This window comes from Polaribacter filamentus, from assembly GCF_002943715.1.
Taxonomy (GTDB): Bacteria; Bacteroidota; Bacteroidia; order Flavobacteriales; family Flavobacteriaceae; genus Polaribacter; species Polaribacter filamentus.
The window spans coordinates 155,461-178,597 of record NZ_MQUA01000004.1; the positions used below are offsets into that span (position 1 = coordinate 155,461).

At 34.4% G+C, this 23,137-nt stretch carries 13 protein-coding genes and 1 pseudogene; 10 read left to right on the forward strand and 4 right to left on the reverse strand.

Annotation, left to right across the window (positions count from 1 at the left end):
• The first annotated feature begins 1 nt into the window (after nt 1).
• The 6 genes from acs (at nt 2) to BST83_RS00820 (ending at nt 11,676) form a co-directional block, all read left to right on the forward strand.
• On the forward strand, nt 2–1,909 hold the full coding sequence (acs, locus tag BST83_RS00795) for an acetate--CoA ligase (protein ID WP_104808147.1): 1,908 nt from the start codon (nt 2–4) through the stop codon (nt 1,907–1,909).
• 244 nt (nt 1,910–2,153) lie between these two features.
• Nucleotides 2,154–3,593: a sialate O-acetylesterase gene (locus BST83_RS00800; protein ID WP_170062698.1), complete on the forward strand. Its 1,440-nt coding sequence runs from the start codon at nt 2,154–2,156 to the stop codon at nt 3,591–3,593.
• Nucleotides 3,594–3,728: 135 nt separating this feature from the next.
• Nucleotides 3,729–5,324 carry a DUF4955 domain-containing protein gene (locus BST83_RS00805; RefSeq protein WP_104808149.1) on the forward strand — a complete coding sequence of 532 codons (1,596 nt, stop codon included), beginning with the start codon at nt 3,729–3,731 and terminating at the stop codon, nt 5,322–5,324.
• A 696-nt stretch (nt 5,325–6,020) separates the two neighbouring features.
• Nucleotides 6,021–6,923 carry an IS1595 family transposase gene (locus BST83_RS00810; protein WP_104808150.1) on the forward strand — a complete coding sequence of 301 codons (903 nt, stop codon included), beginning with the start codon at nt 6,021–6,023 and terminating at the stop codon, nt 6,921–6,923.
• Nucleotides 6,924–7,196: 273 nt separating this feature from the next.
• The gene (locus BST83_RS00815) at nt 7,197–9,725 is read left to right on the forward strand and encodes a glycoside hydrolase family 95 protein (RefSeq protein ID WP_104808151.1); all 2,529 of its coding nucleotides are present in this window, start codon (nt 7,197–7,199) and stop codon (nt 9,723–9,725) included.
• A gap of 526 nt (nt 9,726–10,251) precedes the next feature.
• Nucleotides 10,252–11,676: a DUF459 domain-containing protein gene (locus BST83_RS00820; RefSeq protein WP_205853532.1), complete on the forward strand. Its 1,425-nt coding sequence runs from the start codon at nt 10,252–10,254 to the stop codon at nt 11,674–11,676.
• Nucleotides 11,677–11,844: 168 nt separating this feature from the next.
• Here BST83_RS00820 and BST83_RS00825 read toward each other — a convergent pair whose 3' ends face one another.
• Nucleotides 11,845–12,186, reverse strand: a complete 342-nt coding sequence (locus BST83_RS00825; RefSeq protein WP_437438448.1) for a group II intron maturase-specific domain-containing protein — start codon at nt 12,184–12,186, stop codon at nt 11,845–11,847.
• Between the two features lie 79 nt (nt 12,187–12,265).
• Nucleotides 12,266–12,388, reverse strand: a pseudogene (locus BST83_RS20255) (ATP-binding protein); the annotation flags it as partial.
• Nucleotides 12,389–12,406: 18 nt separating this feature from the next.
• Between BST83_RS20255 and BST83_RS00835 the strand changes: the two are divergent.
• The 3 genes from BST83_RS00835 to BST83_RS00845 all read left to right on the forward strand — a co-directional run bounded on the left by BST83_RS00835 (nt 12,407) and on the right by BST83_RS00845 (nt 17,766).
• Complete coding sequence (locus tag BST83_RS00835; protein ID WP_146092077.1) at nt 12,407–12,790, forward strand: helix-turn-helix domain-containing protein; 384 nt, start codon at nt 12,407–12,409, stop codon at nt 12,788–12,790.
• Between the two features lie 486 nt (nt 12,791–13,276).
• On the forward strand, nt 13,277–15,712 hold the full coding sequence (locus BST83_RS00840; protein WP_104808154.1) for a glycosyl hydrolase family 95 catalytic domain-containing protein: 2,436 nt from the start codon (nt 13,277–13,279) through the stop codon (nt 15,710–15,712).
• A gap of 509 nt (nt 15,713–16,221) precedes the next feature.
• Complete coding sequence (locus BST83_RS00845; protein WP_104808155.1) at nt 16,222–17,766, forward strand: sulfatase family protein; 1,545 nt, start codon at nt 16,222–16,224, stop codon at nt 17,764–17,766.
• A 727-nt stretch (nt 17,767–18,493) separates the two neighbouring features.
• Here BST83_RS00845 and BST83_RS20260 read toward each other — a convergent pair.
• Nucleotides 18,494–18,958 carry a transposase gene (locus tag BST83_RS20260; RefSeq protein ID WP_146092078.1) on the reverse strand — a complete coding sequence of 155 codons (465 nt, stop codon included), beginning with the start codon at nt 18,956–18,958 and terminating at the stop codon, nt 18,494–18,496.
• A 30-nt stretch (nt 18,959–18,988) separates the two neighbouring features.
• Nucleotides 18,989–19,303, reverse strand: coding sequence for a transposase (locus BST83_RS19520; protein ID WP_367889119.1), 315 nt, complete (start codon nt 19,301–19,303; stop codon nt 18,989–18,991).
• A gap of 273 nt (nt 19,304–19,576) precedes the next feature.
• Here BST83_RS19520 and BST83_RS00855 point away from each other — a divergent pair, with 273 nt between their 5' ends.
• Entirely contained in the window at nt 19,577–23,038 is a 3,462-nt protein-coding gene (locus BST83_RS00855; protein ID WP_104808156.1) for a CBM96 family carbohydrate-binding protein, read from the forward strand.
• Nucleotides 23,039–23,137 lie beyond the last annotated feature (99 nt).

The following is a 23,137-nucleotide window of genomic DNA, read 5'->3' on the forward strand; positions in this document are numbered from 1 at the left end:
GATGAGTAACTATCACATAAAACATTTAGAAGAATACTATCAAGTTTATAGAAAATCGGTTAGCGAACCCGAAAATTTCTGGGAGGAAATAGCCGAAGAACATTTTATGTGGCGTAAAAAATGGGATAAGGTATTAAGTTGGGATTTCTCAAAACCTGAAATAAAGTGGTTTGAAGGCGCAAAACTTAATATAACAGAAAATTGCATAGACCGGCATTTAGCAACAAGAGGCCAAAAAACGGCGATTATTTTTGAACCCAACGACCCAAAAGAAGCAGCCGAACATATTACTTATAATCATTTACACAAACGTGTCAATCAATTTGCCAATGTGTTAAAAAGCCAAGGGGTTAAAAAAGGCGATAGGGTATGTGTTTACCTTCCTATGATTCCTGAATTGGCTATTTCTGTTTTGGCTTGTGCCAGAATAGGAGCAATACATTCTGTGGTGTTTGCAGGGTTTTCAGCGACAGCCTTATCAACAAGAATTAATGATTCCGATTGTAAAATAGTGATTACCAGTGATGGTTCATATCGTGGAGCAAAAACCATCGACTTAAAAGGTATTGTAGATGAAGCCTTAGAAAGTTGTGAAGGCGTAGCCTCTGTTTTAGTAGTCAAGCGCATACACTCAGATATTCATATGGAATCTGGTCGCGACCATTGGTTACAACCCCTCTTAGATGGCGCTTCAACCGCTTGTGACCCTGAAATTATGGATGCTGAAGATCCGTTGTTTATTTTATATACATCGGGATCAACAGGCAAACCAAAAGGGATGGTGCATACTACCGCAGGTTATATGGTTTATACGGCATATACCTTCAAAAATGTATTTCAATATAAAGAAAATGATGTGTATTGGTGTACTGCCGATATTGGTTGGATTACAGGACATAGTTACATTGTATACGGGCCATTAGCTAACGGCGCAACCACCGTAATGTTCGAAGGTGTTCCAAGTTATCCAGATTTCGGACGGTTTTGGGAAGTAGTTGAAAAACATAAAGTTACCCAGTTTTATACCGCACCAACAGCCATTAGAGCCTTGGCAAAACAAGGAATGGGTTTTGTTGAAAAATATGATTTAACCTCGTTAAAAGTATTAGGATCCGTAGGCGAACCCATAAATGAAGGAGCATGGCATTGGTATAATGATAATATAGGAAAGAAGAAAAGCCCTATTGTAGATACCTGGTGGCAAACTGAAACGGGAGGTATTATGATTACGCCCATTCCGTTTGTAACACCAACAAAACCGACCTACGCGACTTTGCCTTTTATAGGTATTCAACCTACTTTAATGGATGAGAACGGTAAAGAAATAACAGGTAATCAGGTAGAAGGACGTTTGTGTATTATATTTCCGTGGCCAAGTATGGCGCGAACCATTTGGGGAAATCATCAGCGTTATAAAGACACCTATTTTTCAGCTTATGAAAACAAATATTTTACGGGTGATGGAGCGTTGAGAGATGAAGTTGGCTATTACCGCATAACAGGTCGCGTAGATGATGTAATTATAGTATCTGGTCATAATTTAGGAACCGCTACTATAGAAGACGCTGTAAATGAACACCCAGCAGTAGCAGAATCTGCCATTGTAGGTTTTCCACATGATATAAAAGGGAATGCCTTGTATGGTTATGTTATTTTAAAAGATACGGGAGAAAGCAGAGACCAAAATAACCTACGTAAAGAAATTAATCAGATTATTACAGAGCATATTGGACCAATTGCGAAGTTGGATAAAATTCAGTTTACAAGTGGCTTACCAAAAACCCGCTCAGGAAAAATAATGCGACGTATTTTAAGAAAGATAGCCCATAAAGACACCAGTAACTTAGGAGATACGAGTACACTTCTGAATCCTGAAGTTTTAAAAGATATTATGGAGAATGTACCGTAGTATATTTAAAAAATATAATCTAAAACATATATTGAAAATCAAAAATTTATAATGACACATAAATAAAGCCTGATAAAAACTATTTAAGCAAATTAATTATCCTTCTAATTTCTTGACGTAATGAATAAATGAATATATGTTATTATGATTAGTCCTTAATACTGATAGAAAGATGTGTATTCAATTAACTAAACTGTATATTATGAAAACCAAAACTATTACCCAATTAACTAAACTGTATATTATGAAAACCAAAACTATTACCCAATTATTTCTATTCATGTTAGGCGTCAACTTTACATGTATTTCTCAAACCAATATGCCCTCTTTTTTCTCGAATAATATGATTTTACAGCAACAAGAGAATGTTGCTATTTGGGGAACGGATGCACCTGGCACTATAATCGAGGTCCACACTTCCTGGGGTGCTGAAAAAGTTGTTAAAACGAAGGCAAATGGTAAATGGGAAACTAATATTCTTACAAAGGAAGCTTCTTTTGAAAAACAAGAAATCACGGTTCAGGGCAGTTCAAAAATAGTACTTCATAATATTTTAATAGGAGAAGTATGGTTCTGTTCAGGCCAATCTAATATGGAATGGCCAATGGATGGTTGGAAAAAATCTCCTGTAAATAATGCAGAAGAATTAATAGCTACCTCTAGTAACGCCAATATTCGCTTATTTAATACTGAACGTAGCGCTAGCTTGTCTTTAAAAGATAATGTTATTGGTAGTTGGGCAGAGGCTACCTCTGAGTCTGTGCAAGACTTTAGTGCCGTAGGTTATTTATTTGCGAGAAAATTGTTTGAAGAATTACAAATCCCTATCGGCATTATAGAAGCCTCATGGGGGGGTACAAACATTGAATCTTGGTTACCCAAAGACCATATTGAAAAATATACAAATATAAAAATCCCTGATAGCTTATCTAAAGATCAAAACAAAAATAAACGACCAACATTGCTATATAATGCAATGATTCATCCTTTTAAAAATTACAATATAAAAGGATTCTTATGGTATCAAGGCGAGTCAAATCGTAATTATCCAAAGCCCTATAAAGACTATATACATACTTTAATAAATTCTTGGCGAGCGCAATGGAAGCAAAAAAATCTACCGTTTTATTCTGTTCAGATTGCACCGTATAGTTATCATGAGATAAGAGATACTCCAATTATGAATGCTAATTTAATTCGAGAAGCACAAAGTTTAGTAGTCCAAGAAATTCCTAATACCGGTGTTGTAATAACAAATGATATTGGTCAATGTGATAATATTCATCCTCCAGAAAAGAATATTTTGGCCAAGAGATTGGCTAATTTGGCTTTGGCAGAGCAGTATAGTTTTAAAAACATTCCATACAGAAGTCCAGAGTATAAGTCAATGAAGATCCGAAAAAACAAAGTCATTATAGCTTTTAATTTTTACGGAAAAAATAAAGACAACCAAATTTTTGATAGTACAAGGGCATTGAAAAATTTTGTTATAGCAGGTGCTGATCATATTTTTTATCCTGCAAAAGTAAAAATAAATAAAAACCAAAAGTTAACAATTTACAGTGACAAGGTTAAAAAACCAGTAGCAGTGCGTTACGGATTTGAAGATTGCTTAGAAGGTTCTTTGTTTAGTAAATCTGGTTTACCTGTTTCTCTTTTTAGAACAGATACTTGGGGAAACTAAAACCATAATGTAATAGTTTATACAAAAGCCGTACGGTTATACTCTTTTTTTGTACAATACACCGCCAAAAAGAGGTGTGTAATCTTTAAAATTGCAGATGCTTAATAAGATAAATGTTAAATAAAAATATGATTTATGATATTATTTAGTACTATTAAAAACCAATACAAAATTAACTTTTTTATAAGTTGTTTATGTTTATTGGTATATCAAAATACAGAAGCACAAATACCACCTTCGTGGCAAAATTATTTAGATGCACAAACAACAGGAGCACAACCCATACTACCCAACTTTTCATTCTCTGGCTATCGTTTTTCCGAGGAGAGTCTGCCAGATACTTCGTCTTGGGCTGTTTTCGATGTTACAAATTATGGTGCTGTCGCAAATGATGGTAATTATGATGAAGTGGCAATACAAAGTGCAATAAACGCTGCGCAAGCATCTAATGGACCTGCTGTTGTCTATTTTCCTTCAGGGAGGTTTAGAATTAGTAGCGATAACGATATAACCAAAAGTATTCAAGTAAATAGAAGTAATATTGTTTTAAAAGGAAGTGGCAGTGGAGCAGGTGGAACCGAAATTTTTTCAGATAAATCGCGCGATAGAGCTTGGCAATTCAAATTTATGCCATCGACAACAAACGCGAGTGTCTTGGCAACAATTGCTAGCCCAGTTTTAAGAAACGATTACGCCATAAAGGTTTCTCCTGGCCATACTTTACAGGTTGGTCAATATGTTTCTGTAACGCATAAAAGTCAGGAATTCGCAACTGCTTATTATGATAATTTATTTATCCCATTTGATGTCTGGTTTCGCCTTAAAAACAACTATTCTGAAAAAGGAGTGGCAAAGAATGGTGGAGGCATGTCTTTATTTGAAAACCATTTAGTTACGGCAATAGATGGTAATGTGGTGACTTTTAAAAACCCAATACAAATAGATTTGCCTGCGATACCAGGAAAGTCTTATACCCTCAGAAATTTAACAACGATTGACGAGGTTGGGGTAGAAGATATTCGTTTTACAGGAAACTGGCCAAGTGTTGGAGAGACTTTTGTACATCATAAAAATAAGTTGCATGATTATGCTTGGAATGCGTTGCAATTGTCAAATGTAAGTAATGCCTGGGTTAAAAATTGTGAATTTCAAGATTGGAGTCAAGTAATGAGCATTGCACATTCTATAGCTGTTACAGTTCAAAATGTGGTTATAACAGGTAAAAAGGCACATGCTTCTTTCGTTAATAAACGATCTTATGGCCTATTATTTAAAGATTGTGAAGATAAAGCAGGGATGCATCATGGTCCAGGTGTTGGGTATAGTGGTGTAAATACGGTTTATTTGAGATATAAAATGAAAAATGGTCAAAGAATTGATTCACATAGCGGATCGCCATACGCTACCTTATTAGACGATGTAAGAGGAGGTGGAGTTTTGAGTGGAAATGGTGGGCCTCATCAGAGTTATCCTCACCACGGAAGGCATTTTGTTTTTTGGAACTTTAAGCATAGTAGTAATTCAACATATAATTACGATTTTTGGAAAACATCAAGTAGGAGTAGTCATACATTCGCCGAGCCATATTTTATTGGACTTCAATCTGGGAGTAGTACTGTGAATTTTACAAATGAAGGTTTAGACGAACTCCGTGGACAACAAGTGGAGCCTAGCTCTTTATTTGAAGCGCAGTTAAAACTTAGACTTATTACTAAGGTTTCTAAAAAGTAACGATAGTTCGTTTATTGACCAATTAGCGTAAATTACTATATATAAATTAAGCAGATTTATGTATGATACCAAATAAGATGAAGGGTCTTGTGTATTACGATATTTATAAATAAATTATACAGAATATCCAGAAGACTTATCGTCATACTTACAAAATATATTTATAGTATTAGAATTCCAAATGGCGTAAAGAAGGTCAGATCCATTAAATTAAACTACTTTTTTCAAAGTAGATTATAATAAAGTATTTTTAAAAGGAATCTATGTAATTTTTTATGAGGTTCCTTCATTTCCTGAAGTTTTTTAAATTATAAATAAAACATTTAATACGGCGTTAACAGAGTATAGTTTTGACTCGAAAGTATTAAAAACTAGATATTTGGGACTTTTAAGCCCCTATTTATGAATTTTTAAAAAGTTTATTTAGTATAATTTCGGCACAATATAAATTGTACTAAATAAAACCATAAACCATGATGCTAACTAAAACTTTTAAAAATCAATACAAAATTAAAATTTTTAAACTGTTCTTTATTCCTTTTTAGTTTAATCTTAAGCTGTAGTTCAGAGTCAACAGAAGAGCTAATTATTGAGGACAGTTTTTATTTGCCAAGCATCCACGGATATAGATGATAAAATAAAACGATTGAGTTAGTCATTTAATTTCCATATATTATAACCTTTAAAACAAGAGATATGGAACAATTTGAAGGTCAAGATATACTAAACTTTATAAAAGAATTACCAAATGATGCTGCGTGTAAAGCATATTTAGCCAAAATAAAATGGCAAGATGGATTTACTTGTATGAAATGTGGTCATACCAAAGGCTGTGAAAAAGTAGATTATAGATACCATTGTTATAACTGTCAACACGTAGAAAGCGCCACTGCAAACACCTTATTTCATAAAGTTAAATTTGGATTGCAAAAAGCCTTTTGTGTGGTTTTTGAAATGAGTACAAGTAGTAAAAGTATTTCAAGTATTCAAATGGGAAAACGTTTTAGCATTCGCCAAGGAACAGCGTGGTATTTCATGCAAAAAGTGCGTAAAGCAATGAAAAGCAGTCAAAAATATCCTTTAGAGAAATTAATCCATGTTGATGAATTTACTGTTGGAGGGAAAGAAGAAGGCAAACAAGGAAGAAGTTATGATACGAAAAAGAAAAAGGCTGTTATCGCAGTAGAATTAACAGATGGCAATAAAGTTAAAAGAGTTTATATCAGATCCATCAAAGACTATTCTGCAAAATCATTAACCCCGATATTTGAAGAGCATATAAGCACATCTGCTAAAATAGTAACTGATAAATGGAGAGGTTACCAACCTTTAAAACAGATGTATGACATTGACCAAATATATAGTAATAATGGTGCTAATTTCAAACAATTACACATTGTGATTATGCAAGTTAAGTCATGGTTGAGAGCAATACCAACTCATGTAAGTAAATGGCATATTCAAGCATACTTTGATGAGTTTTGTTTTAGAATTAATCGCTCTCAATTTAAAACCAGCATATTTCATAAAACGATTAATAGAATGGTAGAAAGTAAACCAATATATCAAAATCAAATAAAACAGACGCTAAGCGTATAACTCAATAAAACGATTTAAAACTAAATTTCAGATAAATAATGAAGACAAAGAAAATATTTCTAGGATTAATAGTCTCTAAACTTTTAATATGCCAATCGTTTTCCATGCCAATTTCTAGGATTTACTGACATATTTGAGCATAACCACGGTTACCTTTCCGGTTTTACCGGCAAGGTTTGAGGACCTGGGGATTCCAAAGTAAACGGAAGAAAAAGAAAACTGGATAATAAGCAAAATCCATCTGCAACAAATAAAACAAACAATTATAAAACGATGAAATATTCAATAACTATTTTATTAGCAGCAACGCTCTTATCAGGGTGTGCAGAAAAGAAACAACATCGGGATACTGTATTATGGTATGACAAGCCGGCTACCGATTGGTACGAAGCTCTTCCCATTGGAAATGGTACTTTGGGAGCCATGGTTTACGGAGGCGTATCCAACGAAACTTTACAATTAAATGAGAATACCCTGTATTCGGGAGAACCCGGAGACAGGCACGTTGATCTTGATTTTACCAAAAGCTTGCCGAAGGTAAAAGAGTTGGTAAAAGAAGGTAAACTGGTAGAGGTAGAGCAAATAATTGGTTCCCAATGGATGGGAAGGGCGCAGGATTGTTATCAGCCCTTTGGACACCTATACATTGATTTTGACCACGGTGAGAACATAGAAAATTACCGCAGGGATTTAAATTTGGAAACTGCAGTATGCAGAACAGATTACCAAATTGGGAATGTGTCTTATCAGCGTGAAGTATTTGCAAGCCATCCAGATCAAGTCATAGTTCTGGGCGTTCAAGCAAGTAAAAACAAAAGCATTTCCTGTCGCATACGGCTTGAAGGTGCCCATCCAACTGCAGTTAGCACTGCACAAAACAACACCTTAATTATGAATGGACAAGCCCCGGCCTTGGCACTACGTCGATCAATTTCGAAAATAAAAGGCTGGAATCAAGAATGGATGTACCCTGAACTTTTTGATGAAAAAGGAAATGTAATCCCCGGTCGCAGTAACGTTATGTATGGCGATCAGCTTGATGGCAAAGGAACATTTTACGAAGGTCGCGTTGGTGTTGAATTACAAGGAGGTACACTTACCATTGAAGGTGATGAATTAATCGTAAAAAATGCTGATAAGATAAAGGTTGTTTTATCCGGAGACACCAGTTTTAATGGTTTTGATAAAAGCCCGAGTAAGGAGGGTGTTGACCCATCGATAGTGGCTACAGCCAACCTGCAAAAAGCACTTGCTAAGGATTTCGATGACCTGAAAGAAGATCATGTGAGTGATTATCAGTCCTTGTTTAATAGGCTAAATTTTTCACTGGGTGATTTAACAGCGCAAAGCCTTTTACCGACCAACGAAAGAATAGTCGCATTTACCAATGGAAAGGATCCATCATTCAGTGCGCTGTTCATGCAATATGCCCGTTATTTAACGATTGCCGCATCCCGTGAAGGCGGACAACCCATCAATCTACAAGGAATTTGGAATAAAGATATCATTCCTCCTTGGGCCAGTGCCTATACCATGAATATCAACACTCAAATATATTATTGGATGACCGAGGCAGCTAACCTAAGTGAATGTTCAGAACCTAATCTTCGGTTCACAAAAGAGCTATCGGTGGATGGTACTCGTCATGCCCGGGAAGCATTTGGATTAGATGGTTGGACAGCACACCACAATACAGCCATTTGGCGTGGTGCCGAACCTGTTGATTATTACAATTGTTCATTTTGGCCCTTTTCAGGAGCTTGGCTCTGTCAGCAAATAATGACACATTATAACTATAACCAAGATACAGCATTTTTAAAAGAAAACTGGCTCGTATTAAAAGGAGCTGCTGAATTTATGAGTGGATGGTTGGTACTATCCGAAAACGGGTATTACACCACTCCTGTAGGTTCATCGCCTGAAAACAGGTTTTATCCTGAAGGAAGCACAGGAAAGGGACCAGAAAAAGATACTGACGCTGTTTTAGCATCTTCTTTTGGTGGGGATGGAGCAAGTGCTTTTAGTGAAGGTCCGACGATGGATATTATGCTGATAAAAGAGTTGTTTACCAACTGTATTAAAATTGCTGCAATTTTAGAGATCGACACTGAATTTGTAAAAACGATAAAGGAACAAAGGGATAATCTTCAACCGTACCAAATAGGAAGCCAGGGGCAACTACTGGAATGGGACAAAGAGTATAAAGAAAAATACCCGGAACACCGACATATCTCACATTTGTATGGGCTAAGTCCCGGTAATGAAATTACAAAAGACAAAACCCCTGAATTATTTAATGCAGTAAAACGCTCATTAGAAATCAGGGGAGACGAAGGAACAGGTTGGGCAATGGCATGGAAATCAAGTTGCTGGGCAAGACTAAAGGATGGAAATCATGCCTATACTATTTTAAGTAATTTATTTGCTCCCGGTAGTTATAAGGAACCAGGGCTCATTCCAAATATGCTGGCATCATGCCCACCATTTAATATAGATGGGAATTTTGGTGGTGGTGCAGCCATAATAGAGATGCTTTTACAAAGCCATGAAACAAAAAATATTGATGGTGAAGAAATTCCAATCATAGACTTACTTCCTGCTCTTCCCGATGTTTGGGACAAAGGCGAAATAAATGGCTTACGGGCTGCAAATGGTTTTGAGGTTGATATTGAATGGAACGAAGGGACTTTAGTTCAGGCAAGGATACGATCATTGTTTGGATACAAAGTGGTACTGAGGTATAAAGGCAAGGATATCACCCTTGATTTGCAAAAGGGGGAAGAATTCATCTATAAAATTTAAGCCTTTTAAAAGAAAGTTTAACAATGCCTGATGTCGAAATGGGCAAAATGGTAACCTTTTTTAAGTTCGAATTAGAATAAAATTACCAGAAGATTACAAAGCCGATGGAGAGAATATAAGTTCTATATTTGAGAACATCCCCCTTAAAAGGTTAAAACCTTTATTTTGGGAATGGGGATTTCCTAAGGTAAACGACAATCCGAATCAGGCAAATTGATGGTCAACGGCTGCGGTTCGATTGGAAGATTGGAAATTATTACATAATGAATCTATTCAACGCACCGAATTATACAACGAAATAAGATTACATTTATCTTTAGACTATAAAACACCAAATATGGTATATAAATTATCAGCTTAATTCAATTTTTATCTGTAGCCATATTTCAGGACAAGACATACTCAAAAAGAGATAAGCATCATACTATTTGATATTAAGAGAAGTGAAAATATAATAAACTGATTAAATTTAAGGAAAGAAATTATGAGAATACGAAAGACACTATTATTGTCAATTACTTTGGTGTTGATAACATTTAGTACTCGTGCTGAAAATATTGAACCGAATCAAGTATTGCTATACAAAGTGATAAATGGAGATAGTCTAAGTTTACATATATTTAAACCTCCTACATCCATAGAACCAACTGCTGCTATCGTATTCTTCTTTGGCGGAGGTTGGACAGGCGGTCATCCTCGACAATTTTATCAGCAAAGTAAATATTTGGCTTCAAGGGGGATATTAGCCATAAGCGCAGAGTATCGGATAAAGGGCAAGCACGGTACCACTCCATTTGATTGTGTAGAAGATGGCAAATCTGCTATTCGCTGGGTGCGTCAACATGCTAAAGAGTTAAATATCGACCCGAATAAAATTGTAGCAAGTGGTGCTTCCGCCGGGGGACATGTTGCCATATGTACCGCAATCATTGATGGATATGAAAATCCTGACGAAAACCTGACGATTAGTTCTATGCCTAATGCTGTCATTGGATATAATCCAGTCTTCGACACAACAGATAAGGGATATGGTAGTGAGAAAGTAAAAGGGCGTGAAAAAGAAATATCTCCTTGTCATCAGATAAAGACAAACCTACCACCTATGATTAATTTTCATGGAAATAAAGACACAACGGTACCAATTGAAAATGCAAAGCGTTTTACACAGCTCATGAAAGAAGTGGGTAATAAGTGTGAACTAATAACCATAGAAAATGTTGGTCACGGTTTTTTCAATGGCGACTACTTTAGGAAAGGTATAGGAGATAAATATTTTAATTTAACCATGTATGATACCGATGTTTTTTTAACAAATTTGGGTTACTTACGAGGAAACCCTACTATTAGTCGAAACTTAAAACTTTTAGCTTGTTCTGGCGATAGCAATACGCAAAATAAATATCCTCAATTCTTGCAACAAGAATTAGGCAATGCCTATCAGGTAAAGAATTTTGGTAAAGGTGCAGCAACCATTATTGACGGTAGTTATTTCCCCTATCACAAGACACCTCAATACAAAGATGCACTTAAATTTTCTCCTGATATTGTATTAATAATGTTTGGGACTAATGATGCTAATCCTAAATGGTGTAAAGATAAAACCAGAAAAACCGATTTTATGGGGACGCCCAAAGAAGAATTCAAAAGAGGATACATTCAACTTATTAATGACTTTAAAAACAAGAATCCGCAAGTGGAGATTTATGTAATAACACCTTTACCCGTTTGGGCAAAAAAGAAACCTAAGAACAAAAATCTTCTGGGACGTAAAGAACAACTTAATGAATGGGTAATCCCAACTATCAAGGAGATTGCTAAAGAACAGAACCTTCATCTTATAAATATCCATAAAATGATGAAAAAGAAGTACCAATACACAACTGATGGAGTCCATATTAATAACGAAGGATACAAAATTTTAGCGCAGAAGATTGCCAAGAAAATAAAATGATCTTATTTTCAATGATTTTAATTAAAAGAATCCTTTTAGTTAGGTGCAATTCTAATTAGTAATTGGTTTGAGTAAAGTACAAAAGCTAATCGAGTATACGGCTGTCTGCCAAAAGATAGACAGTGCGCCTCTCACATCACTGTACCTAAGGGGCTCGTATACGGCGGTTCACCAAATTGAAGTTTGCTGCTTATTTATGTAATCTGTCGTTGGCTCATAGCCTTTTCTTTTAAGTATAGAAAGGGCAATTGTAGTTTTAAGTATAGGGCTTTGGGCTACTGCCCACCATCCCATTCTTGTTCTACTCCAAGCATAAGCTTGTCCTTGCTCTATGCCTGCTTGAATGAGGTTTTTACGTTTTCTTTCTAGCTTTTTCCAATCGTGCCAAAAGCAATATCGTAACCTATTTCGCAACCATTCATCCAACTTTTTAAGTTTAGCATAAATGTTTGTTAATCGGTAATTATTCATCCAGCCCCTGCAGTGGATAGGGCGGTCAAAGTGAGCCACCTCGGGCGGATTAAACTGAGCAGTGTAAAGGAGGTACTAAAAGTTGATTCATTTGTGGTATAAGTTTAATGATTTTTTCTTAATTTTTTCCCATAGATTCTCCTTTTATATCTATTCTATGAGCAGAGTGAACTAACCTATCTAAAATGGCATCTGCAATAGTTTGTTCTCCTATAATTTAATACCAAGCTTCCACAGGTAACTAAGAGGCTATAATGGCGTGCACTATATAACCATAGGAACCACTTTTGATCAAGACTTTGTTTGGGAAACATACAACGACTTATTAAAAAGAGCCATAATCGTTGTCGAAGATAATATGCGAAATGAACAATTTGATATTGCTTTATTTTGTTCAGAATTAGGGGTAAGTAGAGCAAAGTTGTTTCTTAAGATTAAAGAATGGTCTAACTGTACCCATAACGAGTTTATCTTATATTTTAGAATGAAAAGAACATCAGAACTATTAATGCAAAGGACAATTAATAGTTCGCAAATAAGTCAGGAAGTTGGTTTTAAGAACCCTAAATATTTTAGTAAATACTTTAAAAAGAAATTTGGGCTGACACCTTTAGAATATTCTAATAAATTTATTTTTAGTTAAATAGTACTTTAGGAAATTAAATATAGATAAAAGAAGCTTACTAATTTGTAAGCTTTTTATTATTATATACAGACTATAAAATAATAATAAAAAAGGGTTATAACTTAACCAGTACTTGTTTAGTTGTCGAAAATCCGTTATTAGGGGTTCAAAAGTACATCTTTAGGATTTTTAGTTTCAAAAAAACTAAAAATGTTTGACTCCTGTAATAGCTAATAAAAAGATCAACGAAACTAAAACTGATAGAGCATCAGTAGTTTTAGTCTAACTCCTGCTATATGTTAATAGAACTAACAATATGCCAAATGTTTGAATTATACACAAATATGAAGGTTTTAAGTATAACAAATAACAGTAACTTACCGTTACTTTACAGTAAATAAAAATCCTCTAAAAAAAATGTAATTGATATACATTTCTCAAAGAGAAAAGAACTGTTAATAAGCAGTAAATTTCAAAAAAAAAATAGTCACAAAAACAAAAAAAATGTTCAAAATAATTAGAATTATAGTATTAATTTCTTTTTTAAGTTTTTCTAAAGGTGTTATTTCTCAAAATAATACTTCACAATTAAATGCTACACATCGTACGTATGAAATTTGGGATGATCAACCCGCCCCAAATCGAGGTAAAGACTATTCTCGAATTCAAGCGAGAGGCTATCCTACAGATTCGGATTGGGAAGCACATTCTTACCCCATTGGTAACGGATACATGGGTGCTAATATTTTTGGCAGAACGGATATGGAACGCATTCAAATAACGGATAAAACATTAACCAACGGTGCGCCTTATGGACATGGGGGGCTGACCAATTTTGGAGAGGTTTTTCTGGAATTCGACCATTATGAGGTGAAAAATTACAAGCGCTCGCTTAATCTTAATGAAGCAATTTTAAATGTGAGTTATGAATATGAAGGTGTAAAATATACAAGGGAATATCTTGCGAATTATCCGCAGAACGTTATAGCGATAAAGCTTAAAGCAAGCAAAAAAGCAAAGCTATCTTTAACGGTAAGTGCTGTTGTTCCTTATTTAAGAAGTGCAGATGCATATAACCATTCAGGAGAAACTATAGAAAATATTGCAAAGTATGCCAATACAACAGCTCAAGATAATTTAATCACATTCGCTGGCAACGTTCCATCTTTCAGTCTTAATTTTGAAGGACAGGTTAAAATAATTAACGAGGGTGGAAAGCTTATAGCAAATAACGAGAATGGATCTAACGAGATTAGAATTATTGATGCCAATTCAGCAACTATATTGATTTCAACAGGAACCAATTACGAATTAAATGAGGATATTTTCCTACAAGATAGTACAGAATTAAAGTTAAATTCGAAAATATTTCCTCATAAAAAAGTAACAGAAATAATTGAGAATGCTAGTCTTCTGGGGTATAAAAAATTAAAAGAATCGCATCTCAAAGATTACCAAAATCTATTCTCTAGGGTTAATTTAGAAGTATCCCCTTCTGTTCCTAATATTCCTACTAAAACACTGGTGGAAAATTACAAGCAAGATGCCTCTGATATTTATTTGGAAGAATTAATGTTCCACTTTGGAAGATACTTGTTGATTGCTAGCTCTAGAAAAGGAACACTGCCAAGCACTTTACAAGGTGTTTGGAGTCAGTACCATGTCACCCCATGGTCTGGTGGTTATTGGCACAATATTAATGTGCAAATGAATTATTGGGGTGCATTTAACACGAATCTGGCAGAAACTTTTACTGGATATCAAGAATACTTTAACGCGTTCACACCAAAGACATATCAACATGCAAATACCTATATAAAGAAGTGGCATCCCAGTGCTTTTGTTGACAGTGAAAAAGGAAATGGTTGGGCTATCGGAACAGGCTCAAACGCTTATCATGTTAACGGATCAAGTGGTCATTCTGGTCCTGGCACGGGAGGTTTTACAACAAAACTTTTCTGGGATCGATTCGAATTTACCCAAGATACCACCTACCTTCGAGAACAAGTGTATCCTGCTTTGTTAGGTATGAGTACCTTTTTATCGAAAACATTATTAGCTACTGAAGATGGTAAATTATTAGTAGATCGTTCTGCATCTCCAGAGCAAAGACACAACGGCGTGCACTATATGACCATAGGAACTACTTTTGATCAAGGCTTTGTTTGGGAAACATACAACGACTTATTAAAAAGTGCTAAAATCTTAGGAACCAACGACCCTTTTTTGGAAATAGTTAGAAATCAAATAGATAAATTAGACCCTATTATTATTGGAGAATCAGGACAGATAAAAGAATATAGAGAAGAAAAGAAATATGGAGATATTGGAGATCCAAAACACCGACATATTTCGCATTTATGCGGCCTCTACCCAGGAACCCTAATTGACTCTAAAAAGCCAGAATGGATGGAAGCCGCTAGTACAGTATTAGATTTTAGAGGTAACAAAACTACAGGTTGGGCAATGGCGCATAGAATGAACCTTCGTGCAAGAACCAAGGAAGCAGAAAAAGCGTATGAAGTATATTCTGAATTTTTAAGAGAGCGTACACTTCCTAATTTATGGACTGTTCATCCGCCATTTCAAATAGATGGAAACTTAGGCACAATGGCAGGTGTGGCTGAAATGTTGATCCAAAGTCATGAAGGTTTTATTGAGCTACTGCCAGCACTTCCCAAAGCTTGGCAAACAGGTTCATTTGATAGATTAGTAGCAAGAGGTAATTTTGAGGTATCATTACGCTGGAAAAATAGTAAGATATCCTCCGTTAAAATCCTCTCAAAAAGTGGTGGAAAATGCAGTATCAAATTGCCTAACACTAAAGGTGTTCAATTAAAAGATCGTATGGGTAAACAAATAGTCTATAAAATTACCGACGAAGATATTATTGAATTTAATACTAAAAAATCAGGGAAATATTTTATTACAATTAAATAGTCGGTAAATTATCTGTTTGAAAATAACTCAGAATATAAATAACCAAAAACTTTAGAATATGAACTCAATTAGAAACGAACCTTTAAATAAAAATTATGACATAAAATCTACAGCACTTCAAAAAAATAAACCCAAAAAAAAGGGAAGCTTTTTTGGCTTTGTAAAACAATCAATTAAATGTAGTTATAACATAACTAATTAACTGCAAAAAGATAAATAAAGTTGTCATATTTATTAGAAATCATAGTGGTACAAGGGAATATATTAGATATAAATAATACCATTTCGGTTGGTTTTCCAGACAGTTAAGTCTCCTTAAAATAAAACCAAGAATACAAGTAGGAGCAATTTGTTTTACTTTAGATTATTTTCCAACCATAACAAAAAACAAATTTGATTCATAAATATCCAAAAAAAGCAAATACGCTTCATATAAAATTAAAAAACATGCTAATAGGAACCAATGCGTCTATGCCAGAACCAAATCTTGACTATAAAAACACAACAAAATGAAAAATCTAATTAACAATACTTTATTTTTAATTTTGAGCCTAGTGATAGTATCGTGCTCATCTACACAGAAAAAAAATGCTTCTGAGAAAATAACATCAAAGAAAAAACCAAACATCATTTACATTCTAGCGGATGATTTAGGCTATGGGGATTTGTCTAGTTTTAATGAGAATGGAAAAATAAAAACCCCCAATTTAGACGCTATGGCTTCTGAAGGGATGATGTTTACAGATGCACATACCTCATCATCTGTATGCACACCAACTCGATACGGTATTTTAACTGGGCGTTATAATTGGCGTTCTAGATTAAAAAGGAGTGTGTTGAGGGGTACATCGAAAGCATTAATACCTAATGATAGAAGTACACTTGCCTCTATTTTAAAAGCATCGGGCTATCAAACGGCTTTCATTGGAAAATGGCATTTAGGCTGGGATTGGGCAAAAAATGAAAATAATGAAATAGATTTTAGCAAAGAGGTTACCAATACACCCAACGATTTAGGTTTCGATTATGCATATGGGCATTGCGGTTCTTTAGACATGGCACCTTATGTATATGTTGAGAATGGTTTTGCCACTCAAATACCTACGGAATTAACTGAAAGTAAATCAAAATACGGTTGGTGGAGAAATGGATTAACATCTGCTGATTTTGTACATGAAGATGTGACTCCTAATTTTTTTAGACGCGGTATTAAGTATGTACAAGAACAAGCTACAGCAGAAAAGCCTTTTTTTTTATACTTACCCTTACCCTCGCCACATACACCCATTTTACCTACCGAAGAATGGCAAAATAAAAGTGGCTTAAACCCTTATGGTGATTTTGTAATGATGTTTGATGATTATGTAGGGCAATTGCTAAAAGCAGTAAAAGATGCCGGAATCGAAGAAAACACCTTAATTGTTTTTACTAGTGATAATGGATGTTCACCTGCTGCAAAGATTGATGAATTAACTGCAAAAAACCATTCTCCTAGTTATACTTTTAGAGGCCATAAAGCAGATATTTTTGAAGGCGGACATCGGGTTCCTTTTATCGTTAAATGGCCCGCATCTGTAAAGGCAGGTTCAGTAAGCAATCAAACCATTTGTACTACCGATTTTTTTGCTACCAGTGCTGAGATCGTAAACTATAAAATGAAAGCTAGTGATGGTGAAGACAGTTTTAGTATGATGCCTTTGTTAGAAGGAAAAGATAGGAGTACAAGAGAAGCTACCATTCATCATTCTATCAATGGTAATTTTGCTATCCGTAAAGGCGATTGGAAATTAATAATGACACCAGATTCTGGCGGGTGGAGTTACCCTAACCCTAAGAAAGATAAAGACTATATTAAAACACTTCCAAAAATTCAATTGTATAATCTAGATACAGATATTGCAGAAGCAACTAATGTACAGGCTGATTACCCAGAAAAAGTAAGTGAATTAAAACAACTATTAACGCAACAAATTCTAAAAGGAAGAAGTACCCCAGGCCTAGATCAGAAAAATGATACTGGCAATACTTGGAAACAACTTTCATGGATGAATTAATGAAAACTAGTAAAATGGAATATACAACATTTTCAGTATTATTTAACGAGCAAGTACCCGGGTATTAATCTAAATTTTTAATATTCAAAGAAAGACAATCTTCGATTGTACATTAAATTTATATCGTATTATTTGAATTAGTTTGTTGAGAATGAGAAGAGCTAGTTTATCTTCTCATTTTCAATATTAAAGAATACTGCCATAGTTAAAAATAATAAATGCATACTAAAGCATTATTTTATCAAGGTTACTTCGTTTAATGAGAAATTACTTAAAAAAAGCTTTACAGATTGTTGCGTTAAATATTTCAAATAAACAATTTGATGTTAATATGTTTGCTAGAGAGTTGGGCGTGAGCCGAACATTACTATTCACGAAAATTAAAGCTTGGGCAAATAAAGACCGTTGCAAAAAGCAAACTTAATTATTTTTACTTTTTAGAATTCCCTTTTTTTTAGCTACAACATCGATTATGCTATTTTTTTTCTATTTTAAGTGAGTAAATTCCTTTTTTAGGCTTCATTTTTCCTTAATTTTTACAATTAGACGCAAATATCCCTGGACTTCGATATAAATTGTAGCACATTTCCTCCATCAAATTTTGTGTATGCATTTTTTTCATTCCTCTATATCTTGCAATTCCAACTTTAAACCATAATTTTATTCCTCCAAAAGTACGTTCTACTTTAAACCTTGTTTTTCCTATTAATTCATTGAATCTAGTTTCTCATTTTGTTAATGGTTTATTTTTTACTACTTTTTTAAGGAGGTGATTCTTTAAATTACGCTTATTTAAAATTTTACTATTTTTATTTGATTGATACCTTTTATCTGCCTTTAGAGGGATGTCTTTTGGCAATACCACATTTACAGTTTCTAGAACTTCTTCCAAATTTGCAATCTCATTTTTGCTGGCAGTTGTAGTTAGTACCCTTAGAACAAGACCTTCGTTATCGGTTACATGGTGCTTTTTAAACCCAAAATGGTACGTTCCTCTTTTCTTTAACCATGTACCCTCTTTATCGACACTATCTGGATATTCTTTGTGTACTTCTACTTGGTCTGCAAAGCGGTCTTCGGTTACCTTAAAGTTTGTTTTTCCTTTTGGTCTAAGTGGAGTCTCTGTTACACTAGCGTCTATTCTTAAACCTGTTTTTACAATAATATTATGTATTTCTAGCTGTTTATTTATGGAAGCAAATAATTTTTCGAAGGTTTGTGTTTAGGTTAATGCGTTTCTAAATCTACTTAAAGTGCTATAATCTAGAGCAACCTGCTCAATGGTCATACCACAAGAATAACTAAAGGATAGACTGTCATTTATTCGATCTTCAACTTTAGAATCGCTTAATCCATACCAACTTTGTAAAAGACACATTTTAAAAAGCAATAACCCATCATAAGAAGGCTTGCCAGTGGCACTTTTTCCTTTTGAATAGTCTTTATTTATTAGGATAGAAATCGTATCCCAATCGATAAGGGTGTTTATTTGAGTAAAAAATGTCTTTTTAATTTTTCTTGCTCGTAAATCGAAAATCCGTTATTAGGGGTTCAAAAGTACATCTTTAGGATTTTTAGTTTCAAAAAAACTAAAAATGTTTGACTCCTGTAATAGCTAATAAAAAGATCAACGAAACTAAAACTGATAGAGCATCAGTAGTTTTAGTCTCACCCCTGCTAAATGTTAATAGAACTAACAATATGCCAAATGTTTGAATTATACACAAATATGAGTATTTTAAGTATCATAAGTAACAGTAACTTACCCTTAACTTTACAGTAAAGTAATATCCTCTAAAAAACATGAAACATGAAACATGAAACAAAATTACAAAAGAAAAACAAAACCTTAAATATGAAAAAACTAGTACTTTTAGTCTTATTTTTTGCAATTGTATTTGTTACAAATGCTCAAGTATCTGTGAACTCTGTAAGTGAGTTTAACACGGCCCAAAGCAGCGCTTCTTCAGGAGATACCATTATCTGGGAAGACGGAAACTACAGCAATGTAGATTTAACATTAAGTAAGAATGGAATTACTCTAAAAGCTGAAACTCCCGGAGGAGTAGTTTTTTCAGGAAATTCAAAAGCTAGAATTTCAGGCGATTATATTACCTTCTCAGGGTTCCAATATAGAGAATGTAGTGAAATGAGTGTTAGATTTGCTGGGGATCACAATCTGGCAACACATATCAATATGGTTGATAATACTGGCTACAGAGCTATGCAGATAGACGATAATACACAATACAATGAGATTTCTTATTGTAATATCGAAAATGTTAGAGGTGGTAGTGCTCTTATTCAGATTAATGTATCAGACTCGCAACCTGGATATCATAAGGTGAGGTACACCTCATTTCTAAATTTACCTGGCGAGGGAGGTGATTATGGACGTGAACCCATCAGAATAGGATATTATGCAACTCGCTTATATACTTCTCGCACTACTGTTGAGTATTGTTACTTTAATAACACCCAAGACGCTGATAATGAAACGATGTCTATAAAATCTCTTGAAAATGTATTAAGGTATAACACTTTTGAGAATAATGGAGGTGGTGAGTTGGTTTTTAGGCATGGAAGCAGAAATCAGGCTTACGGCAATTTTTTCATAAATACGGGTAGAGGTATTAGAGTAAAAGAGGGGCAAAATCATTTTATTTATAATAATTATTTTTCCACAAGAGAGAAACCTTTACGGATAGTATATTCAGGTATTGATCCTGTTGATAGCGTTCATATTCTACATAATACATTTTATGAGTCTGGAACACTTGATATAGATGATGATAGGATTAATAATATTGTTTTTGCTAATAATATTTTTAAAAGATCCAGTGGATCCATTGTTAATTATAGTCGTACTTTTATAAACAATATTATTGATGGGAGTTTTGGCGTGCCAGTGCCAGATGGGAATTTGCAAACAGACCCGCTGTTAGAGGTTAATGGTGATGGATATTATGGTTTATCCAGTTCCAGTCCTGCAATAGATGCATCAAGCGCAGATTACACTGCTATTCCTAACATTCCAGGCATTGATAATGACTACAACCTTCTTAAGGATATAAGCAGACAACCAAGACCATTAAATAAAACCTCAAAGGATATCGGTTCTGATGAATTTACAAGCGGAACCATCACCAACCGACCTTTAAGCTTGTCTGATGTTGGACCATCTTATATTTCACGACTAACTATTTGTGGTGTTACAGCAAGTAACGACGATGGTAATGTGATAGAAAACGTACTTGATGGCTATTCTAATACACACTGGTCATCAAACGTAAATGGTGTTGAAGCAATTTTTGATTTATGCGAAATATACAATGTAAAAGATTTAAGCATAGCTTGGTTAAATGGGGATATAAGATCGTCATTATTTGATATAGAGGTTTCTACAGATAATTTGAACTGGACGAATGTATTCTCTGGACAATCAGGTGGAGCTTCTGTTGAATTAGAAGATATTGACATTGCTGATTCAGATGCCAGATATGTGAAATATATTGGTAATGGAAACACGGTTAATGCCTGGAATTCAATAACAGAGCTACAAATATATGGTGATCCAATATATGGTGATCCAATAGAAAACGGAAGCCTTCTCTCTATAGACGATTCATATGTACGAGGAGATTCTGGTGCAAATGTTAATTATAATGGTCAAAAATTAGTGATCAAGCTTGGTACATTAGGGGAAGGAACTATACGGGAATCATTTCTAAAATTTAATGTATCTAGTTTACCATCTAATACAGGCTCTGCAAAGTTAAGAGTAACTGTTACTGATACTGATTTAAATAATTTTGAAGCCCTTCTAGTATCTGATAATAGTTGGTCAGAAACGTTAATAACTTGGGACAATAAGCCACTTGCTACTACAACTTCATTTGGTATTCAATCTAAAACCACATCAAGCAGTCAAACCTTAGAATGGGACATCACCACGGCAGCATTAGCACAATCAGAGGTTGATGGGTTTATTACTATAAAAATAGTAGGTAAAATTGCAGATGTTCAGAGCGATATTGCTAGTAAAGAAACGGCAACTAGTGATGCGGAAAAACCGGCCATTGTTTATGAAGAAATATCACCATCACTTTCGATTTGCGTTGCTACAGCAAGTAATGACGACGGTAATGTAATAGAAAACGTACTTGATGGCTATTATAATACACGCTGGTCATCAAACGTACATGGTGTTGAAGCGGTTTTTGATTTATGCGAAATATACAATGTAAAAGATTTAAGCATAGCTTGGTTTAATGGGGATATAAGATCGGCATTATTTGATATAGAGGTTTCTACAGATAATTTGAACTGGACGAATGTATTTTCTGGACAATCAGGTGGAGCTTCTGTTGAATTAGAAGATATTGACATTGCTGATTCAGATGCCAGATATGTGAAATATATTGGTAATGGAAACACGGTTAATGCCTGGAATTCAATAACAGAGCTACAAATATATGGTGATCCAATAGAAAACGGAAGCCTTCTCTCTATAGACGATTCATATGTACGAGGAGATTCTGGTGCAAATGTTAATTATAATGGTCAAAAATTAGTGATCAAGCTTGGTACATTAGGGGAAGGAACTATACGGGAATCATTTCTAAAATTTGATGTATCTAGTTTACCATCTAATACAGGCTCTGCAAAGTTAAGAGTAACTGTTACTGATACTGATTTAAATAATTTTGAAGCCCTTCTAGTATCTGATGATAGTTGGTCAGAAACGTTAATAACTTGGGACAATAAGCCACTTGCTACTACAACTTCATTTGGTATTCAATCTAAAACCACATCAAGCAGTCAAACCTTAGAATGGGACATCACCACGGCAGCATTAGCACAATCAGGGGGTGATGGGTTTATCACTATAAAAATAGTAGGTAAAATTGCAGATGTTCAGAGCGATATTCATAGTAAAGAAACGGCAAACAGTGATGCGGAAAAACCTACAATTATATATGGGTCAAGTTTAGGTAGTCAAAAGCAGGTTTTAGAAGTGCTAGACAACACTGCTGAAAATATATTAAAAGACCTACTTGTGTATCCAAACCCATTTAACGATAAGATTTTTATTAAAAACCTACAAAATGGGATGGATGTTAAAATATTCAATTCAATGGGACAATTAATGATGGAAACTGTGTATAAAGATTATCTCAATATTTCTTCATTGCATTCGGGTATGTATTTTTTAAAAATCACAGATGAAGTGAATGCCCAAAGTAGAACTATAAAAGTTATTAAGAATTGACAAAGGTTTATTATAAAAAGAGAAACTAATATGAACTACTAAAAACCACGATGCATATGATTTAGAAGTTTACAAGAACATCAATTGAATAAAATTCAG